Source organism: Pseudomonas sp. B14(2017), assembly GCF_002113255.1.
Lineage (GTDB): Bacteria > Pseudomonadota > Gammaproteobacteria > Pseudomonadales > Pseudomonadaceae > Aquipseudomonas > Aquipseudomonas putida_Z.
In genome coordinates, this window is the sequence record NZ_NEJY01000021.1 from 103771 (window position 1) to 120859 (window position 17089).

The 17089-nt window shown below is 55.9% G+C and carries 7 protein-coding genes and 3 pseudogenes; 4 read left to right on the forward strand and 6 right to left on the reverse strand.

The features are described 5' to 3' along the window. Nucleotides 1–143 precede the first annotated feature (143 nt). The 4 genes from CAG34_RS21630 to CAG34_RS21645 are packed head-to-tail and all read left to right on the forward strand — an operon-like array spanning nt 144 to nt 7446. Nucleotides 144–3038, forward strand: coding sequence for a DUF1156 domain-containing protein (locus CAG34_RS21630; protein WP_085592303.1), 2895 nt, complete (start codon nt 144–146; stop codon nt 3036–3038). A gap of 12 nt (nt 3039–3050) precedes the next feature. Next, nucleotides 3051–4088 (forward strand): ATP/GTP-binding protein, encoded by a 1038-nt coding sequence (locus tag CAG34_RS21635; protein WP_085592305.1) that lies wholly within the window; start codon nt 3051–3053, stop codon nt 4086–4088. A 3-nt stretch (nt 4089–4091) separates the two neighbouring features. Continuing rightward, complete coding sequence (locus tag CAG34_RS21640) at nt 4092–4613, forward strand: hypothetical protein (protein WP_256573571.1); 522 nt, start codon at nt 4092–4094, stop codon at nt 4611–4613. A gap of 7 nt (nt 4614–4620) precedes the next feature. Beyond that, nucleotides 4621–7446 (forward strand): ATP-binding protein, encoded by a 2826-nt coding sequence (locus CAG34_RS21645; RefSeq protein ID WP_085592307.1) that lies wholly within the window; start codon nt 4621–4623, stop codon nt 7444–7446. A gap of 37 nt (nt 7447–7483) precedes the next feature. Here the strand turns inward: CAG34_RS21645 and CAG34_RS21650 are convergent, their stop codons facing one another. The 6 genes and pseudogenes from CAG34_RS21650 to CAG34_RS21680 all read right to left on the reverse strand — a co-directional run. After that, nucleotides 7484–7786, reverse strand: a complete 303-nt coding sequence (locus CAG34_RS21650; RefSeq protein WP_085592309.1) for a hypothetical protein — start codon at nt 7784–7786, stop codon at nt 7484–7486. A 491-nt stretch (nt 7787–8277) separates the two neighbouring features. After that, nucleotides 8278–12522 carry an AAA domain-containing protein gene (locus CAG34_RS21655; protein WP_085592312.1) on the reverse strand — a complete coding sequence of 1415 codons (4245 nt, stop codon included), beginning with the start codon at nt 12520–12522 and terminating at the stop codon, nt 8278–8280. 9 nt (nt 12523–12531) lie between these two features. After that, nucleotides 12532–13656, reverse strand: coding sequence for a DNA methyltransferase (locus CAG34_RS21660; protein ID WP_085592314.1), 1125 nt, complete (start codon nt 13654–13656; stop codon nt 12532–12534). Between the two features lie 247 nt (nt 13657–13903). Next, nucleotides 13904–14179 (reverse strand): annotated as a pseudogene (locus CAG34_RS29270) (hypothetical protein). A 14-nt stretch (nt 14180–14193) separates the two neighbouring features. Then, nucleotides 14194–15155: pseudogene (locus CAG34_RS21670) on the reverse strand (integrase domain-containing protein). Between the two features lie 942 nt (nt 15156–16097). Then, nucleotides 16098–16991, reverse strand: a pseudogene (locus CAG34_RS21680) (tyrosine-type recombinase/integrase); the annotation flags it as partial. Nucleotides 16992–17089 lie beyond the last annotated feature (98 nt).

Here is a 17089-nt window from a genome sequence, read left to right on the forward strand (position 1 = left end):
TTTGTGCCAGTTGCTTCGACCTCTCTGACCACATTGAACCGTGTCAGTAGCGCAACGAAAATAGCACTGGCGATATGGAACACAGTTACTTAACAGGCTGTAGCCATTGCGATGGCAGGGCAGGCTGGGAGAATGACGATTAAATGAATATCAAAACCCCGAAAAAACTCATCGAAGTTGCTTTGCCGCTGGATGCGATCAACGCAGCCGCTGCTCGTGAAAAGTCCATCCGCCACGGCCACCCTAGCACCTTGCACCTCTGGTGGGCGCGGCGGCCGTTGGCGGCGGCGCGGGCGGTTATTTTTGCACAGATGGTCAATGACCCTGGCTACGAGCGTCATCTGGGGCGTGGGGTGAACAAGGAAAAGGCCGCAGCAGAGCGCGAACGCCTGTTCAAAATCATCGAAGACCTGGTTGTTTGGGAAAATAGTAACAACGAAGAGGTGCTGGCGCGGGCGCGGGCGGAGATATGGAAAAGCTGGCGGGAGACTTGTGAGCTGAACAAGGGCCATCCGCAGGCTGACGAACTGTTCAATCCGGAAAAGCTGCCGGGCTTCCATGATCCATTTGCCGGCGGTGGTGCGCTACCGCTGGAGGCGCAGCGCCTTGGGCTGGAAAGCTACGCATCCGACCTCAACCCTGTACCGGTTACTATCAATAAGGCGATGATCGAGATCCCGCCTAAGTTCGCTGGGAACGCGCCGGTCGGGCCGGAAATCGCTGCAGATAAAGCCAGCAAGAAGCAGGTGACTCGCGATGCTTTCGAGGACTGGTCGGGCGCCAAGGGGCTGGCCGAAGATGTGCGTCGTTACGGCGCTTGGATGCGTGAGGAAGCAGAAAGACGCATTGGCCATTTGTACCCGCAGATTGAAGTAACCGCCGAAATGGTTGCCGAGCGCCCGGATCTGGCGCAATACCAAGGCGAGCAATTGACGGTGATCGCTTGGCTTTGGGCGCGTACTGTCAAAAGCCCCAACCCGGCGTTCAGCCATGCTGAGGTGCCGTTAGCCAGCACTTTTATCCTGTCCAGCAGGGACGGCAAGGAAAGCTATGTTGATCCGGTGATCGATGGCGACAGCTACCGTTTCACGGTCAAAGTGAGTACGCCGCCTTCTTCGGCAAAGAATGGTACCAAGCTGTCACGCGGGGCGAACTTTCAATGTCTGCTGTCTGGGACACCGATTGAACCGAAGTACATCAAGGCTGAAGGGGTTGAGGGGCGTATTGGTCAGCGGCTGATGGCAATTGTCGCTGAAGGTAAGCGGGGCCGTGTCTACCTATCGCCAACACCTGACCAGGAGTTTGCCACTCAACAGGCTGAGCCCACGTGGCGCCCCGATGTGACCATATCTGGCAGTACGCAATACCTTGGTGTCAAGCCATACGGGTTTACACGCTTTGATCAGCTATTCACTGCCCGTCAACTGACTGCACTCAACACTTTTTCTGATCTCGTGCAAGAAGCTATCGCGCGCGTGCGCGAAGATGCGCTGACCATGGGCATGACTGATGACGAGCGTGGCCTGGACCAGGGGGGGGAGGGCGCGACTGCTTATGCGCAGGCTGTGGGGATATTTCTGGCCTTCGCAATCAGCAAGGTCAGCAATATCGGCTCAACTGTAGCTTCATGGATGAATGATCGTGGGGCCTTTAGAGAGACCTTTGCACGGCAAGCAATCCCCATGGTCTGGGATTTCGCTGAAGCAAATCCGTTTGCAAATGCCGGTGGGAGTTTTGCCACAGCGATTGATAAGGGGGTGATGGCCATCAGAGATTTGCCAAAAACTGGAAGAGGCTTCGTTTATCAACAAGATGCCCAGACCCAAGAAATCAGCCATCAAAAGCTAATCTCAACTGATCCGCCGTACTACGACAACATTCCTTACGCCGATTTATCCGATTTCTTTTATGTCTGGCTACGCCGCTCGCTGCGAACTATTTTTCCTGGACTATTTGCCACTATGGCAGTGCCTAAGGCAGAGGAGCTTGTTGCTGCCTCTCACCGTCAAGGTGGGCGAGATATGGCGGAAAAATTCTTTCTCGACGGCATGACAGCCGCCATGCACAACCTCTCCGAGCTCGCGCATCCGGCGTTTCCGGTGACTATCTATTACGCCTTCAAGCAGGCGGAAACCAATGAGAGCGCCGGTACCTCTAGTACTGGTTGGGAAACATTCCTTGCTGCCGTGCTCAAGGCAGGCTTCGCTCTGACCGGCACTTGGCCGATGCGTACAGAAGGTGCAGGTAGAATGCGGGGCCAAGGAGCAAATGCCTTGGCGTCTAGCATCGTGCTGGTCTGCCGCCCGCGTGCTGCCGATGCGCCTAGCATTTCGCGCCGAGAATTTATTCGTGAACTCAACGTAACTCTGCCGGACGCGCTGACCGAGATGACCCGCGGCGGCATCAATTCGCCGGTGGCTCCGGTGGATCTCTCTCAGGCAATCATCGGCCCCGGCATGGAGGTGTTCAGTAAGTACAGCGCTGTGTTGGAGGCTGACGGCTCGCCTATGAGCGTGCGCAGCGCGCTTCAACTGATCAACCGCTTTGTCGGCGAAGACGACTTTGACCACGACACTCAGTTCTGCCTCGCCTGGTTCGAGCAGCACGGTTGGGCTGAGGGCAAGTACGGTGATGCCGATGTATTGGCCCGCGCCAAAGGTACCAGTGTGAATGGTCTGGTGGACGCCGGTGTAGTGGAGAGTGCGAGCGGCAACCTGCGTCTGCTTAAGTGGGCAGAAATGCCCCGCGACTGGTCGCCGGAAAACGACATCCGCCTGCCTGTGTGGGAAGCCCTGCACCAGTTGATCCGCGCCCTCAACCAGGACGGCGAAACCGCCGCCGGCCAACTGCTGGCGCGCATGCCTGACAAAACAGCCGGCCTCACCGCACTGACCTATCGCCTCTACACCCTCTGCGAGCGCCAAGGCTGGACCAACGAAGCTCGTGCCTACAACGAGCTGCAAGGCGCCTGGCTTGGCATCGAACAAGCCAGCCAGGAAGCTGGCCATATCGGCACCCAGGCTGCATTGGACATCTAAGGGGATATCGCCATGCTCCAAAGCGCAACTATCAAAAACTTCGGCCCGCTGCCCAGCGGCGAGTACAAGTTCGCTCCTGGCCTGAATGTGGTGGTTGGCGAAAATGGCAGCGGTAAGAGCCAGTTGCTCAAGCTGCTGTATTCCTTGCTCAAGTTGCAGGCGGACAGCAAAGAGCTGAACAAGACAACTCTGCAGAAGGAATGTGCTGACAAGCTGGTGGGGGTATTCCGCGCGGATGCCCTTGGCCGGTTGGTCACTCGCCGCCAGGGGCATGATCGCTGTGAGGTTGCCCTCTCCATGCAGGAGCAAAAGCAGGATTTGGCAATCAGCTTGTCCACCCGCAGCAGCAGCAGCGTACAGATTGACGTGCTGCCGACGGCGAAACTTGAGCTGTCGCCGGTCTACCTACCGACCCGTGAGCTGCTCACCCTGTGCCCCTGGTTCGTGCCGCTGTACGACAACCACCATGTGCCCTTCGAGGAAAGCTGGCGCGACACCGTTTCGCTGTTGGGCAAGCCGGCGCTGAAAGGCAAGCGCGAGGCGGTGGCCGCCGGCCTGCTGCAACCGTTGGAAGAGGTGATGGGCGGCAAGGTCGTGGTGGATACGCCCAGCGGGCGTTTCTACTTGCAGGTACCCGGCGGGGGCAAGATGGAAATGCCGCTGGTTGCCGAGGGCTTGCGCAAAGTGGCCATGCTGGCTCGCTTGATCGCTACCGGAACCCTGTTGGAGCAGGGTTATCTCTTTTGGGACGAGCCGGAAACCAATCTGAACCCGAAGTTGATTCGAGTGATTGCCCGCTGCATCATGCTGTTGTGTCAGCAAGGCATTCAGGTGTTTGTCGCCACGCATTCGCTGTTTCTTCTGCGTGAGCTGGAAATGCTCAGTGAGAAAGCAGAGCTCCGCAAAGTGAAGCAGCGCTTCTTCGCTTTGGCCGCCAATTCCGAGGGTGTCCAGTTGGAGCAAGGCGACGCAGTCGATGACCTGCAGACTTTAGTATTGCTGGACGAGGAGTTGCGTCAGTCCGACCGCTTTATGGGGTTGGAGGGCTGAGGCATGCCGGTTATCGAGCAGGTAATTACCGAAGATCGATTGACCTTCACCTTCCCGGCTGGCGCCATGGCCACGAAGTACGATGGTTGGACACATTACCGTCGGCAGTTCAACTCTGCCTTTGGTGGCACCAAAGCAATTGACCTGCTGTATGCCGAGGATCGTGTGGGCTGGCTGGTCGAGATCAAGGACTATCGTCTACACGTTCGTACTAAGCCTACGGATATTGCTGACGAGGTGGCGCACAAAGTACGCGATACGCTGGCTGGTCTGGTTTCTGCTCAGCACCATGCTACAGACACTGATGAAAGACGATTTGCCCGAAAAATATTGCGTTGTCAGCGGCTGCGGGTAGTGCTGCATCTTGAGCAGCCACGAAAGACCAGTAGGTTGCGACCAAGAGCAATCGATCCCGCAGCGGTGCAGATTCGGCTGCGGGTACTGTTAAAAGCCATAGACCCACACGTTTGTGTGGTCGACCAGCATGCTCTCAAGGCAGAGATGAACTGGACAGTAATAGGATGACTCAGGAATGACGTTGAAACCCTGGCGTTTGATCGCCGAACCCCATGAAGACGTGCGCAGCGGCACCTTTGTTCAGGCGGAGTTCGCTGCCGATATCACTCGCGTCCACAACGGCACGGCGGCGGCGGAGTATCAGGATCCGAAGCTGTTCTTCCAGCGCACGTTTATCACTGAGGGGATGCGCCTGTTACTGGACTCAGTGGTCAAGCGGCTGTCCGGCAAGGGCGGCGATCCGGTCATTCAGCTGCAGACGGCTTTCGGCGGCGGCAAGACCCACACCATGCTGGCGGTTTATCACCTGGCGCAGGGCAAGGTGCTGGCCAGTGAGATGCCGGGTGTTGGGACCATCCTGAACAAGGCCGGTGTTACCGAGCTGGCGCCAGCGCGGGTAGCGGTGTTGGATGGCATCAAGTCCTCCCCCAATCAGCCGGTACAGCACGGGAACTGTAGGGTACGCACGCTGTGGGGCGAGTTGGCCTGGCAGTTGGGTGGCGACGAAGGCTATGGGCTAGTCGCCGATGCTGACTTGTCGGGCACGTCGCCGGGCAAGGATGTGCTGGTTACGCTGCTGAGCCGCTATGCCCCGTGCGTCATCCTGGTGGACGAATTGGTGGCTTATATCCGTCAGTTCGAGGAAAGCGTTTCACTGGCCGGTGGAACCTTCGACTCCAACCTGACTTTTATCCAAGCGTTAACCGAGGCGCTCAAGGCTGTGCCGACGGCGGTCATGTTGGCCTCGCTGCCTGAGTCCGAAAAAGAAGCTGGAAGCCAGCGTGGCGTGCGCGCTTTGGAGGCACTTTCGCATTACTTCGGTCGTGTGCAGGCGCTATGGAGACCGGTGGCGACGGAGGAGGCATTCGAAATCGTTCGTCGTCGCTTGTTCAGCCGAATCAATGACCAATTGGCTGCTGAAAAGGTGTGCCGTCAGTTCGCGGATTTCTACATTGCCCATAGCGGCAAGTTTCCGTCTGAAACCCAGGAAAGTCATTACTACGAGCGGCTGAAGCAGGCTTATCCCATTCATCCTGAAGTGTTTGACCGACTCTATGACGACTGGTCGAGCCTGGATAATTTCCAACGCACCCGTGGTGTACTGAAGATGATGGCCAAGATCATCTATAGCCTATGGAAAGACGGAAATAACGATCCATTGATTATGGCCGGTAGCCTACCGTTCGCGGATACCGACACCCGCAACGAGTTCACCAATTACCTGCCTGCAGGCTGGGATCCAGTAGTGGATCGGGATATCGACGGGCCGCGCGCCGAGACCGTCTCCATCGAGAACCACGATGCACGACTTGGCGCTGTGCATGCATGCCGTCGGACGGCACGTACCATTTTCCTCGGTAGTGCGCCGACAACCTCCAGCCAGCTGGTTCGCGGTATCGAGCTCGAGCGCGTTTTGCTGGGCAGCGCTCAGCCGGAGCAGCAACTGGGCCTGTATGAGGATGCGCTGCGCCGCTTGGGTGACAAGCTGCATTACTTGAACAGTGCCAACAGCCGTTACTGGTTTGATACTCGCCCGAACCTACGTCGTGAGATGGAGGAGCGCAAGAAGCGCTTCAAGGATCGTGAGGATGTGTTCCCGACCTTGCGCCAGCGCCTCAACAACCTGGGGGGCTGTTTTGGTGGCGTGCACGTTTTTACCGGCGGTGCAGATGTGCCTGATGACTGGACGTTGCGCCTAGTGGTGCTGGCGCCTGATTCCCCTTACAGCAAAACGGGCCCGAACGCGGCGCTGAACAAGGCGTTGGAGATCCTTAAAAGTCGAGGCGAGCAGCCGCGTCAAAAGCAGAACCGGCTGGTTTTCCTGGCTGCAGATGCCGACAACGTTAGTCGGTTGAAGGATCACGCGCGTTCAGTACTGGCTTGGGAGTCCATCGTCAGCGATTACAAGGACAACCGCCTGACGCTAGATAACCTAATGGCCAAAAATGCATCAGCCAGCTTGGAGCAGGCCCGCGAGACGCTGAATCGTACCCTTCGCGAAACGTGGAAATGGCTGCTTGCGCCTGTGCAGCATGCCAGTAATTTGACTGAGATTGTCTGGGAGCCTTATGCCATTAATCCAGGCACTTCAAGTCTGTCTCAGGAGATCGAAAAAGTTCTGCGGGAAAACGAACTGCTGATCACTGAGTGGGCGCCGATCCATCTTTCCAACATGCTCAAAAGATGGTTCTGGAAGGACGGCGTGGCTGAGGCTGGCGCACTGGATGTGTGGCAGAAGACTTGCTGTTACCTGTATTTGCCGCGCCTGCGTGACGATCAGGTGTACGCGCGCACGCTGAACCAAGGTGTGCAGAGCAAGGACTTCTTCGGCGTTGGACAAGGTAAGGAAGGCGAACGCTATCAGGGCTTTGTGTACGGCAAGCCAACCTCAGTCATTCTCGATGGCTCTTGTCTGCTAATCGAACCAAGTGCGGCATCGGAGTATGCTGAGGCGCTCCGAGCCAAAGAGGCAGCGGCCAGCGCGGAGTCCACAGTGAAGCCGCCTGCTGGGGAGCATGGCATACCCTCTGGAAGCTCTGGCGGAACAGCTAGTGGTGTTGTGTCTGGCGGCAGTTCTTCTGATTCGAACGATTTGCCGGTGGTCAAGGCATTGCCAACACAGTTTTATGCCAGCGCCGAGCTGGATCCGGTCAAAGCCAAAATGCAGTTTGCAACGCTGGTTGATGAAGTGATTCAGCAGTTCACCGCCAAGCATGGAGTGAATGTGACCATTTCTATCGATATCCAGGCCAGCAGCACTGGCGGTTTTGACGACTCGGTGCAGCGCTCGGTAAAGGAGAACTGTAGCGTTTTGAAGGTGACTACATACGAGTTTGAGTAGAGTGTGCCAGGGCGGGCGTCCCAGTAGACGCCCGCTACTATTGCCAGTGAATTGGGATTTCGATGCTGTAGTTCTTGGCGACAGTTTTTAGTGTGGCGAGGATCTCAGTATGTCGTGCCTGATCGGTCGGCTGCCAGGTCGTACGGCGATCAAGGAGGTATTTCAGTTCGCCCAGGTTGTACATACCGAGACGATGGAAATTGCCCCAACTCGGTATGCCGAACAGGTTGTAGATCACTACGGTGGCGTCGCGTTCGCTGGCAAGGCGCTTTGCCCCGCTGAGCTTTTCGGCAGCGTCTTCGGCTTCGTCTCGGTCGTCGTAAGTGTTCAATAGTTTCATTAGTGTTCGGCTGCATTTTGAATCGGCAGCGTATTTTGCCTGACAGGGAAAGAAAACACATCCCAGAATTTTTGAAGATAAGCGCACAGGGATTAACCCTTGCACTGGCCAGCCCGGCATCTACTGATGTGGTAAAAGATGCTTTCAGGAACCTATCACACATCTACAATTCTGTGTGAGCGAAACGGTCCTGACCACTCGTTGGCAGAAGATGCCGCTTTGGGCGCGCTGGTTAATATGGGCAGCCACCTGATGATCGACGAGGCTCATCACGTCGCCTTTGCACTATGGATCTGAATAGTCATGCAAGTAAATAATTTTATAAAAATGATTTTTTTACTAATCACACTATCTATTAAAGTATCTCAGTTACTCTTCGGATTTCTTCAGCCGCGTTGCTGACTGGGTAGCCATGTTTGCGGTTGTGGCCGGTATCGGCTAGGGACGGTTGCTCTCGAATGAAAGCTAACGCCCTAGCCAATGGCCAGGAGTCAGGATCTGTAGCGGATCTGGACGCCGCGGTTGCCCAAGGGAGATTGCAATATGTCGTCTACACGCTGATTGCAAAAATCCTCCACAAAATCCTTGATGGCGAAGGCTGTTTCAAGCGCTCGCTTGTCCTCTGGCACATGAGTAGCAAGTGCTCGTGGCATGACGACGATACACTTTGCCATCGCGCGGGAGATTGCGACGTTGGTACGCTCTAACTGCATTAAGAACGTTTCTTCTCCGCTAATGACGTCAACATCTGCGACGCCGAAGGTCACTATGATGGTATGACGCTCCCCCCCTTGGAACCGTTCAACGGTGTCGACCGCGTCCGAAATATGGTCCGCCTCAGTGGGCCATATTTCAGTTAATGCCTGTACTACCAAAGCCCGCTGCGCGCGGTGGGGGGTCACGATGCCCACGCACTCAGACCAGAACTCTAGAGCGCCCGGTGTGAAGTGGGATTGGGGATGGAGGCCCCAATTGTCGAGCGCACCGCTTACTGAGTGTCTCAGGCCACAAACTAAATTAGCTACAATTTGTGCCTCGTACCTGTTTCCTTGCGATGAGATATCATCTTCGTGCAAAACGGTGGCAACTCTTGTATTAGGGTGCAGTACGCGGTCGAATACCTGTGCCCATGGAAAGCTAGGCCAGTAGTTAGGGCGTAATGCGGGCGGCTGTATCATATGAAGGCGGCAGTTGCCGTAGGCGGCTGTAAGACTCTGCGGATAGCCGATGGTGCGCGCGAAATCTACGATGTGGTCGGCAGAACGATAGTTGGTATCCAGCACGCATTTTTGCACGCGAACCGCAAAAGGACGATCTAGCAAATAAGTCTGAATGCTCCCGACCAAGTAAGCAGCATCTTTAGGCGCCTCGATTGAAGAGATTGGGGGCATTTGCAGATGGTCCCCTGCTATTATCACCCGTGCATCGTCTCGCAGCCCGCTGAATGCAGCAATCGCCTTAGGCACTGGAACTTGGGAGCTTTCATCTACAACTACTACATCAAACACTGGATGAAGCGGGCTTGGGCCAAGTGCTTTTGCGAACTGACGGCTCTGCATAACCTGGCAGCCGACGATAGTCACCCCTGAGCCACCTGCAAGAAGCTGAGTGCAATTTTGCCACTCAGCGTTGCCTACCTCAAACACCATGCTGTCATAGGTAATGTGTGAAGCAATACCTTGAGGCGCAGATCCCAGCGCCCTCCCTTTAGAATAACCGACGAACATTGCGCATCTTGCAATAGGGTCCTGAGACAAAAACTTAGCAGCGCGGTGAATCACCTCTTCAACCGCCTTGTAAGTTGGCCCTGTTACTAGAATCCGCAAAGGCGTACTAGATGTAACTGCCTGCACCGTCATGGCGTGGAGCATCGCAGCAAGAGTATTTGTCTTACCGGTGCCAGGTGGTCCCCAGATAACGGTCAGCTGCCTTTCCAATGCATGCACGATTGCGTCGCGTTGTGAGTTGTTCAGAGAGTGAGAGATCTGAACGGCGTTGGCAAGTGCGCCAGCAGTAGCTCCCGTCAAAACAACCTGCTGCTGAAGGACTCCGGGAGCCCAGAGAACCCTCGCTGCAGGGGATTCTATATCGTATGTGCGGCGGGCAGGGGGCGCTACGCCGATCGCTCGTACTGCGTTGGGATCCGGTGTCGCGATACGAGGGTTACCAATGGCCTGAAGAATTGGCTGGCTAAATTCTGCCCAGTTAAACATTTTTGGCTTCTTGGCTTCGACGAGGAATATGTCGTTCAAAAGCGAGAAGCAACTGTGCTGCATTAGGTACGGCACGAGGCTGGCGTCCCTGCGGCAAATAATTTCAACTTGCGCGGTAAGACGCACGCGGTCGAATGCAACTAGGCGAGCCTCTACTGCAGACCAAAGAGGCATTTGTAGCACCTCGGGCGTACCATGAAACGGAGGTGCGCTAGAATCAACAATGCTGCCAACCCGTTGAAGTGGCATCCCCGGCGTGCCTATCTTGCCAATAGTCAGCCGCGAGTCCTCTTTAAACTTTGCCTCAGACGAGCTTGGGGCGACGTTGAACTGGTAGAGATCACCGCTGAGGTGCATACCAGTATGTAGAACGATGGCTTCATATACTGCCTCCCGCCTCTCGCCATCCATCGAAAGCCCGATATGAGCGTCGAGTTGCGAGGTGTTGAAATCCAGATCGTCCCACCACAGCCAAAGCTTGGCGTCAAAGGCTACACTCGAGGCCCCGCGAGGGACCGAGACAGGAATGCGTGCCTCCTTAGCTCGAAACTGGCCGCGGTAGTCCTCACGTAGCTTCTCGCATACGCTTTCTAGAGCAGATGACTGTCGCTCCAACGCGTCTGAGTACTGGGCGATGAGAGTATTGCGGGGAATGGTAGTAGCACCACGCTTCACCTGCGGGGTGTGCGCCCATAGCTCGTAGATTCGCTCACGTGGGATACCGTTGCTCAGATATTCACGGTAGTAGGAATCCGTGATTGCGGGCGAGTATTGGCTGCGTCGGTAGCGTTCGACAGTATCGAACAATGTGATGACATGTCGGCTTGGCGCGAAAACTAGCCGTCTAACAATGTCCTCGACAGTTACAATGGTTGCCGCTTCAACCGAGTCGGCGCGCTCAAGCATTTCATCGCCCGCGAAAACCCATGCAAGCGCCTTTGCCCGTCGGGCAGACAACGCAAGGACTCGAGGTAAATGCCTTCCCATTGCGTTGCAAAGCTCTTGGAACTGCCGCTCTTCCCAGAAATGGATTTGTCCTGTAATAGACGTCCCCCCCTTCATTTGCTCGGCTGTTTCAATCCACGTGGCAATTTGGGTCAGGAATCCTTCCAGTGCGACCCATTCCGCTACCAATGACTTATCGTCAACAATGAAGGGGATTGGTCGGAAGCGGCGTGGTGACTGCCCAGCTGTGAAGGTGGTTGCAACACCGCTGAGCGCGAGACCTGTTAAGAATCCTGAGCTGGAGTCAAAGTTGATGCTCGCGTAGAGCAAGATGTTTGCGGCACGGACCAACGAAGCAATAGCACCTGTGATGTCTCTGGAAACATTGCCGGAGTTGATGGCTGCTGACCGTGCGGGAAAAGCCTTAGCCTCTTTTTTCAAGAGAGTGTGTAACTGCAAAGCAGGATGACCCAATGCGCCGGCAAGCGCTGCGGTGTCAGCCACGGTATTCTGATGGAGGACTTTTTTGGCTCCTCGCGTGATACCGGGAACTAAGCAAAGGTGACCTGTAGACTCTGCTAGAGGCATGCAGTAGTGCCCTGGGTTTACGTCTACGACATTTCGATGGGCCTGGCCCATGTGACGCCTGTCGCCCAGCCAGTCACATGCGCTGCAACTGCCCGAAATGTGCCAGTCTAGAGCCTGCCAGCCTTGCCCAGGTGTTTTGCCCATGCGCACAACCCGAGCTACATCATTGAAGAAGCTACGGATCGTCGGCAGGTAGAATCGAAGCTGAGCATCTTCCGAGTCTGCTATCAACGCATCAAGTAACGCCTGCTGGGTAGTACCAGCTTGTGCCTCAGCTTTGTCGAGATTACTGTCAACTTGGTTGTGCCGTGTCCACAGTCTCGCGTCGAGACTTACAAAAAATAGGCGGGCGAGCTGCGGCCGGGCTTGTAGCCAATTTGCTAGCATCACTGCATACATCGCAATCTCCGAGCAGTAGCTCGGGTTTGACTCGGAGGTGTGCTTGACGTCGAAAACGCAAATGGCTTTCCTTGGCTCAATCAGCTCATTTATTGGGCCACGGGTCCCGTTTGGTAGAACTTCTTGGTCTCCCGCCTTTGCGTCCCGAATGTAAAAGATATCGGGTACGAAGTCGGTTATGGGGGGAATCTGTGAAATATCTGCCGCATCCACCCCTATCGTTGAAAGCACGGTTGACTGCTGTGCTCCAATAGAAAAGTGCCCTTGCAAGATGAGCTGGGGTGCAGACCTCACTGTCGTCAATACCGACTGTAGATCGACGGTCCCGTACTGGTTGGCGTTTTTTGAGTACTGTACTATGCCGCCGAAAAGGCGTACGAGCTGATCGTTTCTGCCAATTTCGAAGTCTTTGCCATGCACAGCCAGGATGCCAATGCCAGGCCGTTTGATTGGCTCAGGAAGGCCTGCAGCCGCCATTGCCTTCTTATCGTGCAACGATAGGAACAGCTCCTTATCGCATTTGGTTCGAAGGAACATCGACAAGGTACTCTTCGATACCTTTAACTGGATGGAGCCTCCTGCAGTAGCCATCTTCTCTCCCTAGCTTCTTCTTACATGGAAGTCATATTCTTTGGCCGCAGCTGAGCCCGCGGCCATGTGGTCGGCCTGGCGTTTTCCAGATGCAGCAGTCTTTGCACTACGCACAGAGACCTCGTCCCAGTGCACACCCGAAGCCTCTAAAGACGAGCGGATTAAAGCTTTCGCATCGACCTTTGAAGATGGGATGATTCCGAAGCGGATGTGCATATCCAAGTCTTCAGCTTTCGTCCTCGCCATGTTTTTCCAAACTTTGCCAAGAGACTCTGCGAACGAATCCGTTCCTGCGTGCTGAAGCTGTTCGCTGTTACCATAGACAACGTGGTCCGGCCCTCCCAGAAACCAGTTCCTCAGCCACTGATCCTCGACATAAGTACGCATGCCGTAGTACGGCGGCGATGTGACGACAACGGAGAAGTCTCGACAAGCTGGCGGCAGCGAGGCCGCTATTCGAGAATCTCCCTTACGCACATCTGTCAATACTCCAGTCTTAGGTAAGTGAGTGCTGTCGAGGCGCGTAAGCTTACGTTGCAATACTTTTAGAACATCTAGCTCCGGCGCCACTAGCCCTTTTTCCTCCCAATAGCGCACAGAGTAATCCGGCTTGGAGGAAAATGTGCGCGGCATTTGATTCGAAAAATAAGAGTGCCGTTCTGGTGTCTTACTCATCGGGCCATGCAGGCAACCAAGCATCGCGGCGCGGAGGATAACTGTCGTATCAGTGTCACGCCCCACTCGAAGTAGTCCCTCGCGTATCGCACATACCCTTCGCAGGACGTAGGGGTGAAATGCAGTTTGAAAGAAGCTGTTATCTGGTACTGCGGATGAGTCGAACTCTTTAATGTAGCGCTTAGCCAACGCCAACGCTTTAGTGGTGTAGACCGCGGCTAGCTTCGCACGAGCGATAGCGATTGCAATCGGAGAACTATCAATACCGCGGGCGGACAGCCCCAGCTTGCGCGCAGCAAACAGCGTTGTTCCGCGACCGCAAAACGGGTCCATCACTACCGGGTTTGCCTTACGGTACTGCTCGAGTACCTCGAGTGGGTACTCGAGCGGAAACATCGTGAAGTATGGGCAGATAGCATTGAGAGCATTGTCACGCTCATAGGCGAGAGTTCGAGGCATGTACGGTCCGCTGCTGATTTGCGCTCGGAAAATATAGAGTTTTTTGTGCCCGCTCCGGTGCCGGCGGCCTTACCCTTTCGCCGGGTGATTAACACAGCTATTCAGATCATCCGCCTGCCTTACTCGTCGCGATCTGTGATTATCCTCATTGGAGACCTAGGTCACAACCCAATTTGAACAAACCGTTGACGTAGGCGGTTTTTTTCGCCTTTAACGGTCGATCTTGGCTACTGAGTTCAGATTTTCCTCAGACGTCGAACACCCATGATTTTTCTAGTCGACGAGCGAGCAGCCGTACTGTCAGCAAGTAGTAGTACCGCGATGCCTCGCTGCTCCGGACTAGGCGATGCTTGATAAACCAAGCCAAGTGCTTTCTTTGCCAAGACCATGGTGTCTCTCGCTGCCACCGCTCTGCAATCTCAGCCTAGATGATTTTCGCCTGACGTACATGGCGTCGCCGGGTTGCGTGTGAGCCGGTCAGCACTCCAGCCAAGAACAGCTCCATGTCGAATGGCTTGCTCATGCCCACCCGCCAATTTAGGCAGCGATCACATCGATCCGACCGTGCCCCAGCTCATAGCTGATTTGCCTCCGGGCCTCACGATGAGAGTCTTATCCACCTGGCAACATTGGCCGCCGTTGATAGGCGTGCGGTGTTGAGGGATTTGCTCATAACGTTCACACGCGAACGCCGCCCGTAGTTCATGAAAGCCTTTCAGGTTGTGGGCATGGAGGGTGTCCCGCGCAGGGCGGATGATTTCTTGCAGTAGAGTCAGGTAGCTTTCGTGTGGCGCAATCAGGTTGCGGCTACCCGCAGGCGACACTTGCCTTGCAAACCCAAGTGCATCTCGAACATGCTCGTCCACCGTAATCCAACGCGGCGCCGAGGCGCCGGCACGGCCGCCTTTAGTGCCATCCTGAATGTTAATCCTGCCTAGATCGTTAGCCTCACGGCTAAGCTGTGGCAGATCAGCCAAGATGGCCTCACGCAATCGCATGCCGGTGGCTCGCGCCAACAGAACGATCGCGGCGGCCCGCAGTTGATGATGGCGGCAAAGCACATCGACGATCTGATTAACCTGTTCGCGGTCCTGGCTGTGCGGCACCGAGTGGCGAACTCCGGTGCGCTGCATACCCAACGCCTTACTCGGGCTGGGCAATTTCACGTACTGATCACCGCGAAGCGCCGCCATGGTCCTGTTAACGCTGGATAGCCGGTTTTGTGTGGTGCTGACGGCAAGATCACCGCGCACAACCACGTCGCGCAGATACGCTGCATAGTCGGTCAACACCTTCCGATCGATCTGCCGCGCATCATTGATACCGGGCCCCTGCTCGGAGCGGCACCATTTGACGAACGCCTGCCACCGATCACAGTGCGCCTTGACCGTGCCGTAATGACCGCCGCCGAACATGTCTTTCAGCGCTTGCTGTCCTGCGTAGCTCAATTGCCTGCCGTAACCGAAATTGCGACCATCGCGTCGACCCACCAATGCCATATCGCCCACCACCTCTTTTGCTCTCCAGTCTTCGCCCCACGTCATCCCGCCAAGAATGTTGAGTGTTATCAGGGATCAAGGCCCCTGCGACCTGCGGGGATGTCCTCTACGCGGGACTGGTGGCTCCTTACGTCCGGGAGCATGGGCATCTCAATGATCTGGCCTCCTGAACACCGTTACCGGTGGGCGGGTGGAGGCAGCACTGGCTGACGAGGCCAGCGCCTGAAGATCCTGAGCCAGGTGCAAGCAGCAATGCGATGACTGGGGCATGCCTGACTGTCAGTCAGGTGCAGTCTAACCCCTGGTCTGCGGCACCATCATCTGCATGGCTGTTGCTAGTGACATCGGCGTTTGTCATGCCGATTGTCACGACGGGGAATGCTGCAAAGCTACGTGCGATCAGGGCTGCAGCAGTGCTAGAAGTTCCCGTCTCTTTCCAGAAGAAGGATACGGGCACAGGTTGGCGCAATATTTGGCCAAGCGGACAGGTTGCTGCAGGGCAGCGAGGTACAGTGTAGCTGGCCCACGAGGGCCATATGTGTCAGAGCATCCATCACCGGGGAGGTGAGCGGGCGAGCTGCCGGATGCTAATTGCCCTTGGGGAGAACCACCGCGAGCGGCGTGACCTTTAAGGTTCGGGTCACCTGGGGTGCTGTCATCGACAGCCTTTGCACGGCCAGTTCTACGCCTGTGGATAAACTAGGTCAAGGATCGAAATTCGGCGATATTGAGCACGTGAAAAGTGGTCATCCACTGGTGGAACTCCGTGGTAAATCCCGGACAACGTCGTGGCTTAGCTCTCCAAAGTGAGGTCCATCCAAACAGGGCGGCTTTGCAGCTCTGTTTGGATGGACCCGCGCTGACAAGCGGATAAACGAGGCTGCTTGCCCTGAATCTTGAGCACTCTGTTGCTGTCGCCGCCGTTATTGCGCCTGTACAGCGCTAGCGGATCGGCACCACGTTCTTGTCTCTGACTTGCTTGTATGCGGAGGCGAGCAGGCTGCCGGTGGCGGCTTTCTGGATGTACTCACTCCACCAGGCCATCATCGGGCGCCGGCGCTCGATGTAGTCGGCTCGGTTGTAGGCGCTGCGCACCTCATCCTTGTCGACGTGCGCCAGTGCGACTTCAATGAGCTCCGGGTCCCACCCATGTTCATTCAAGATGGTGCTGGCCATCGAGCGCATACCGTGGCTGACTAACCGATCCTGAAACCGCATGCGTTTCAACGCCATGTTGGCAGTCTGGCTATTCGCGTGGGTGCGTGGATTTCTGTCTGCCGGGAAGACGTATTCGCGATGGCTGCTGTGAGTCTTCAGTGACTCCAATAGTGCGACAGCGTGATCACTCAACGGGATGCTGTGTGGACGGCGCTTCTTCATCCGCTCCGGTGGGATAGTCCAGACACGCCTTTCGAAGTCGATGTCTGCCCAGCGAGTAGTCGCCGCCTCGGCGGGGCGAGTCATTGTGTGCAACTGCCATTCGATCAGGCAGCGGGTGGTGCGTTTGATGCTGGCATTCGCGATCTCCAGCATGAGCTCGGGGAGCTCTTCGGGTGGAAGCGCAGCCATGTTCTCTTTCCTGGGCTTCTTGAACACTGCCCTGATATCGCTGAGTGGGTTGGCGAAGATCAGGCCGGAATTTACGCCGTAGGTCATGATCTCGTTTAGCCGCTGGCTCAGGCGCTTGACCCTCTCTAGGCTGCCTTTCGCTTCGATTGGACGAAGCAATGCGATCACCATCGGCGCGGTGATTTTTGCGAGTGGTGTCGTCCTCAAGTCGGGGAATACATGCAGCGTGAGCGACCGCCAAATGTCCTCGGCGTATGCCGGGGTGACCGGAACTGAACCTGCGTCCGCCATCCGCTAACGTATCGCTAGTTCATAAGCTACGAGCTCGTGAGGTTGGAATGCTGTAGGTACGACATACCACCTCG

Excerpts from the sequence above, each read along its gene's own strand:
- CAG34_RS21630 (WP_085592303.1), top strand. The coding sequence starts at position 144 with ATGAATATCAAAACCCCGAAAAAACTCATCGAAGTTGCTTTGCCGCTG.
- CAG34_RS21635 (WP_085592305.1), top strand. The coding sequence starts at position 3,051 with ATGCTCCAAAGCGCAACTATCAAAAACTTCGGCCCGCTGCCCAGCGGC.
- CAG34_RS21640 (WP_256573571.1), top strand. The coding sequence starts at position 4,092 with ATGCCGGTTATCGAGCAGGTAATTACCGAAGATCGATTGACCTTCACC.
- CAG34_RS21645 (WP_085592307.1), top strand. The coding sequence starts at position 4,621 with ATGACGTTGAAACCCTGGCGTTTGATCGCCGAACCCCATGAAGACGTG.
- CAG34_RS21650 (WP_085592309.1), bottom strand. The coding sequence starts at position 7,786 with ATGAAACTATTGAACACTTACGACGACCGAGACGAAGCCGAAGACGCT.
- CAG34_RS21655 (WP_085592312.1), bottom strand. The coding sequence starts at position 12,522 with ATGGCTACTGCAGGAGGCTCCATCCAGTTAAAGGTATCGAAGAGTACC.
- CAG34_RS21660 (WP_085592314.1), bottom strand. The coding sequence starts at position 13,656 with ATGCCTCGAACTCTCGCCTATGAGCGTGACAATGCTCTCAATGCTATC.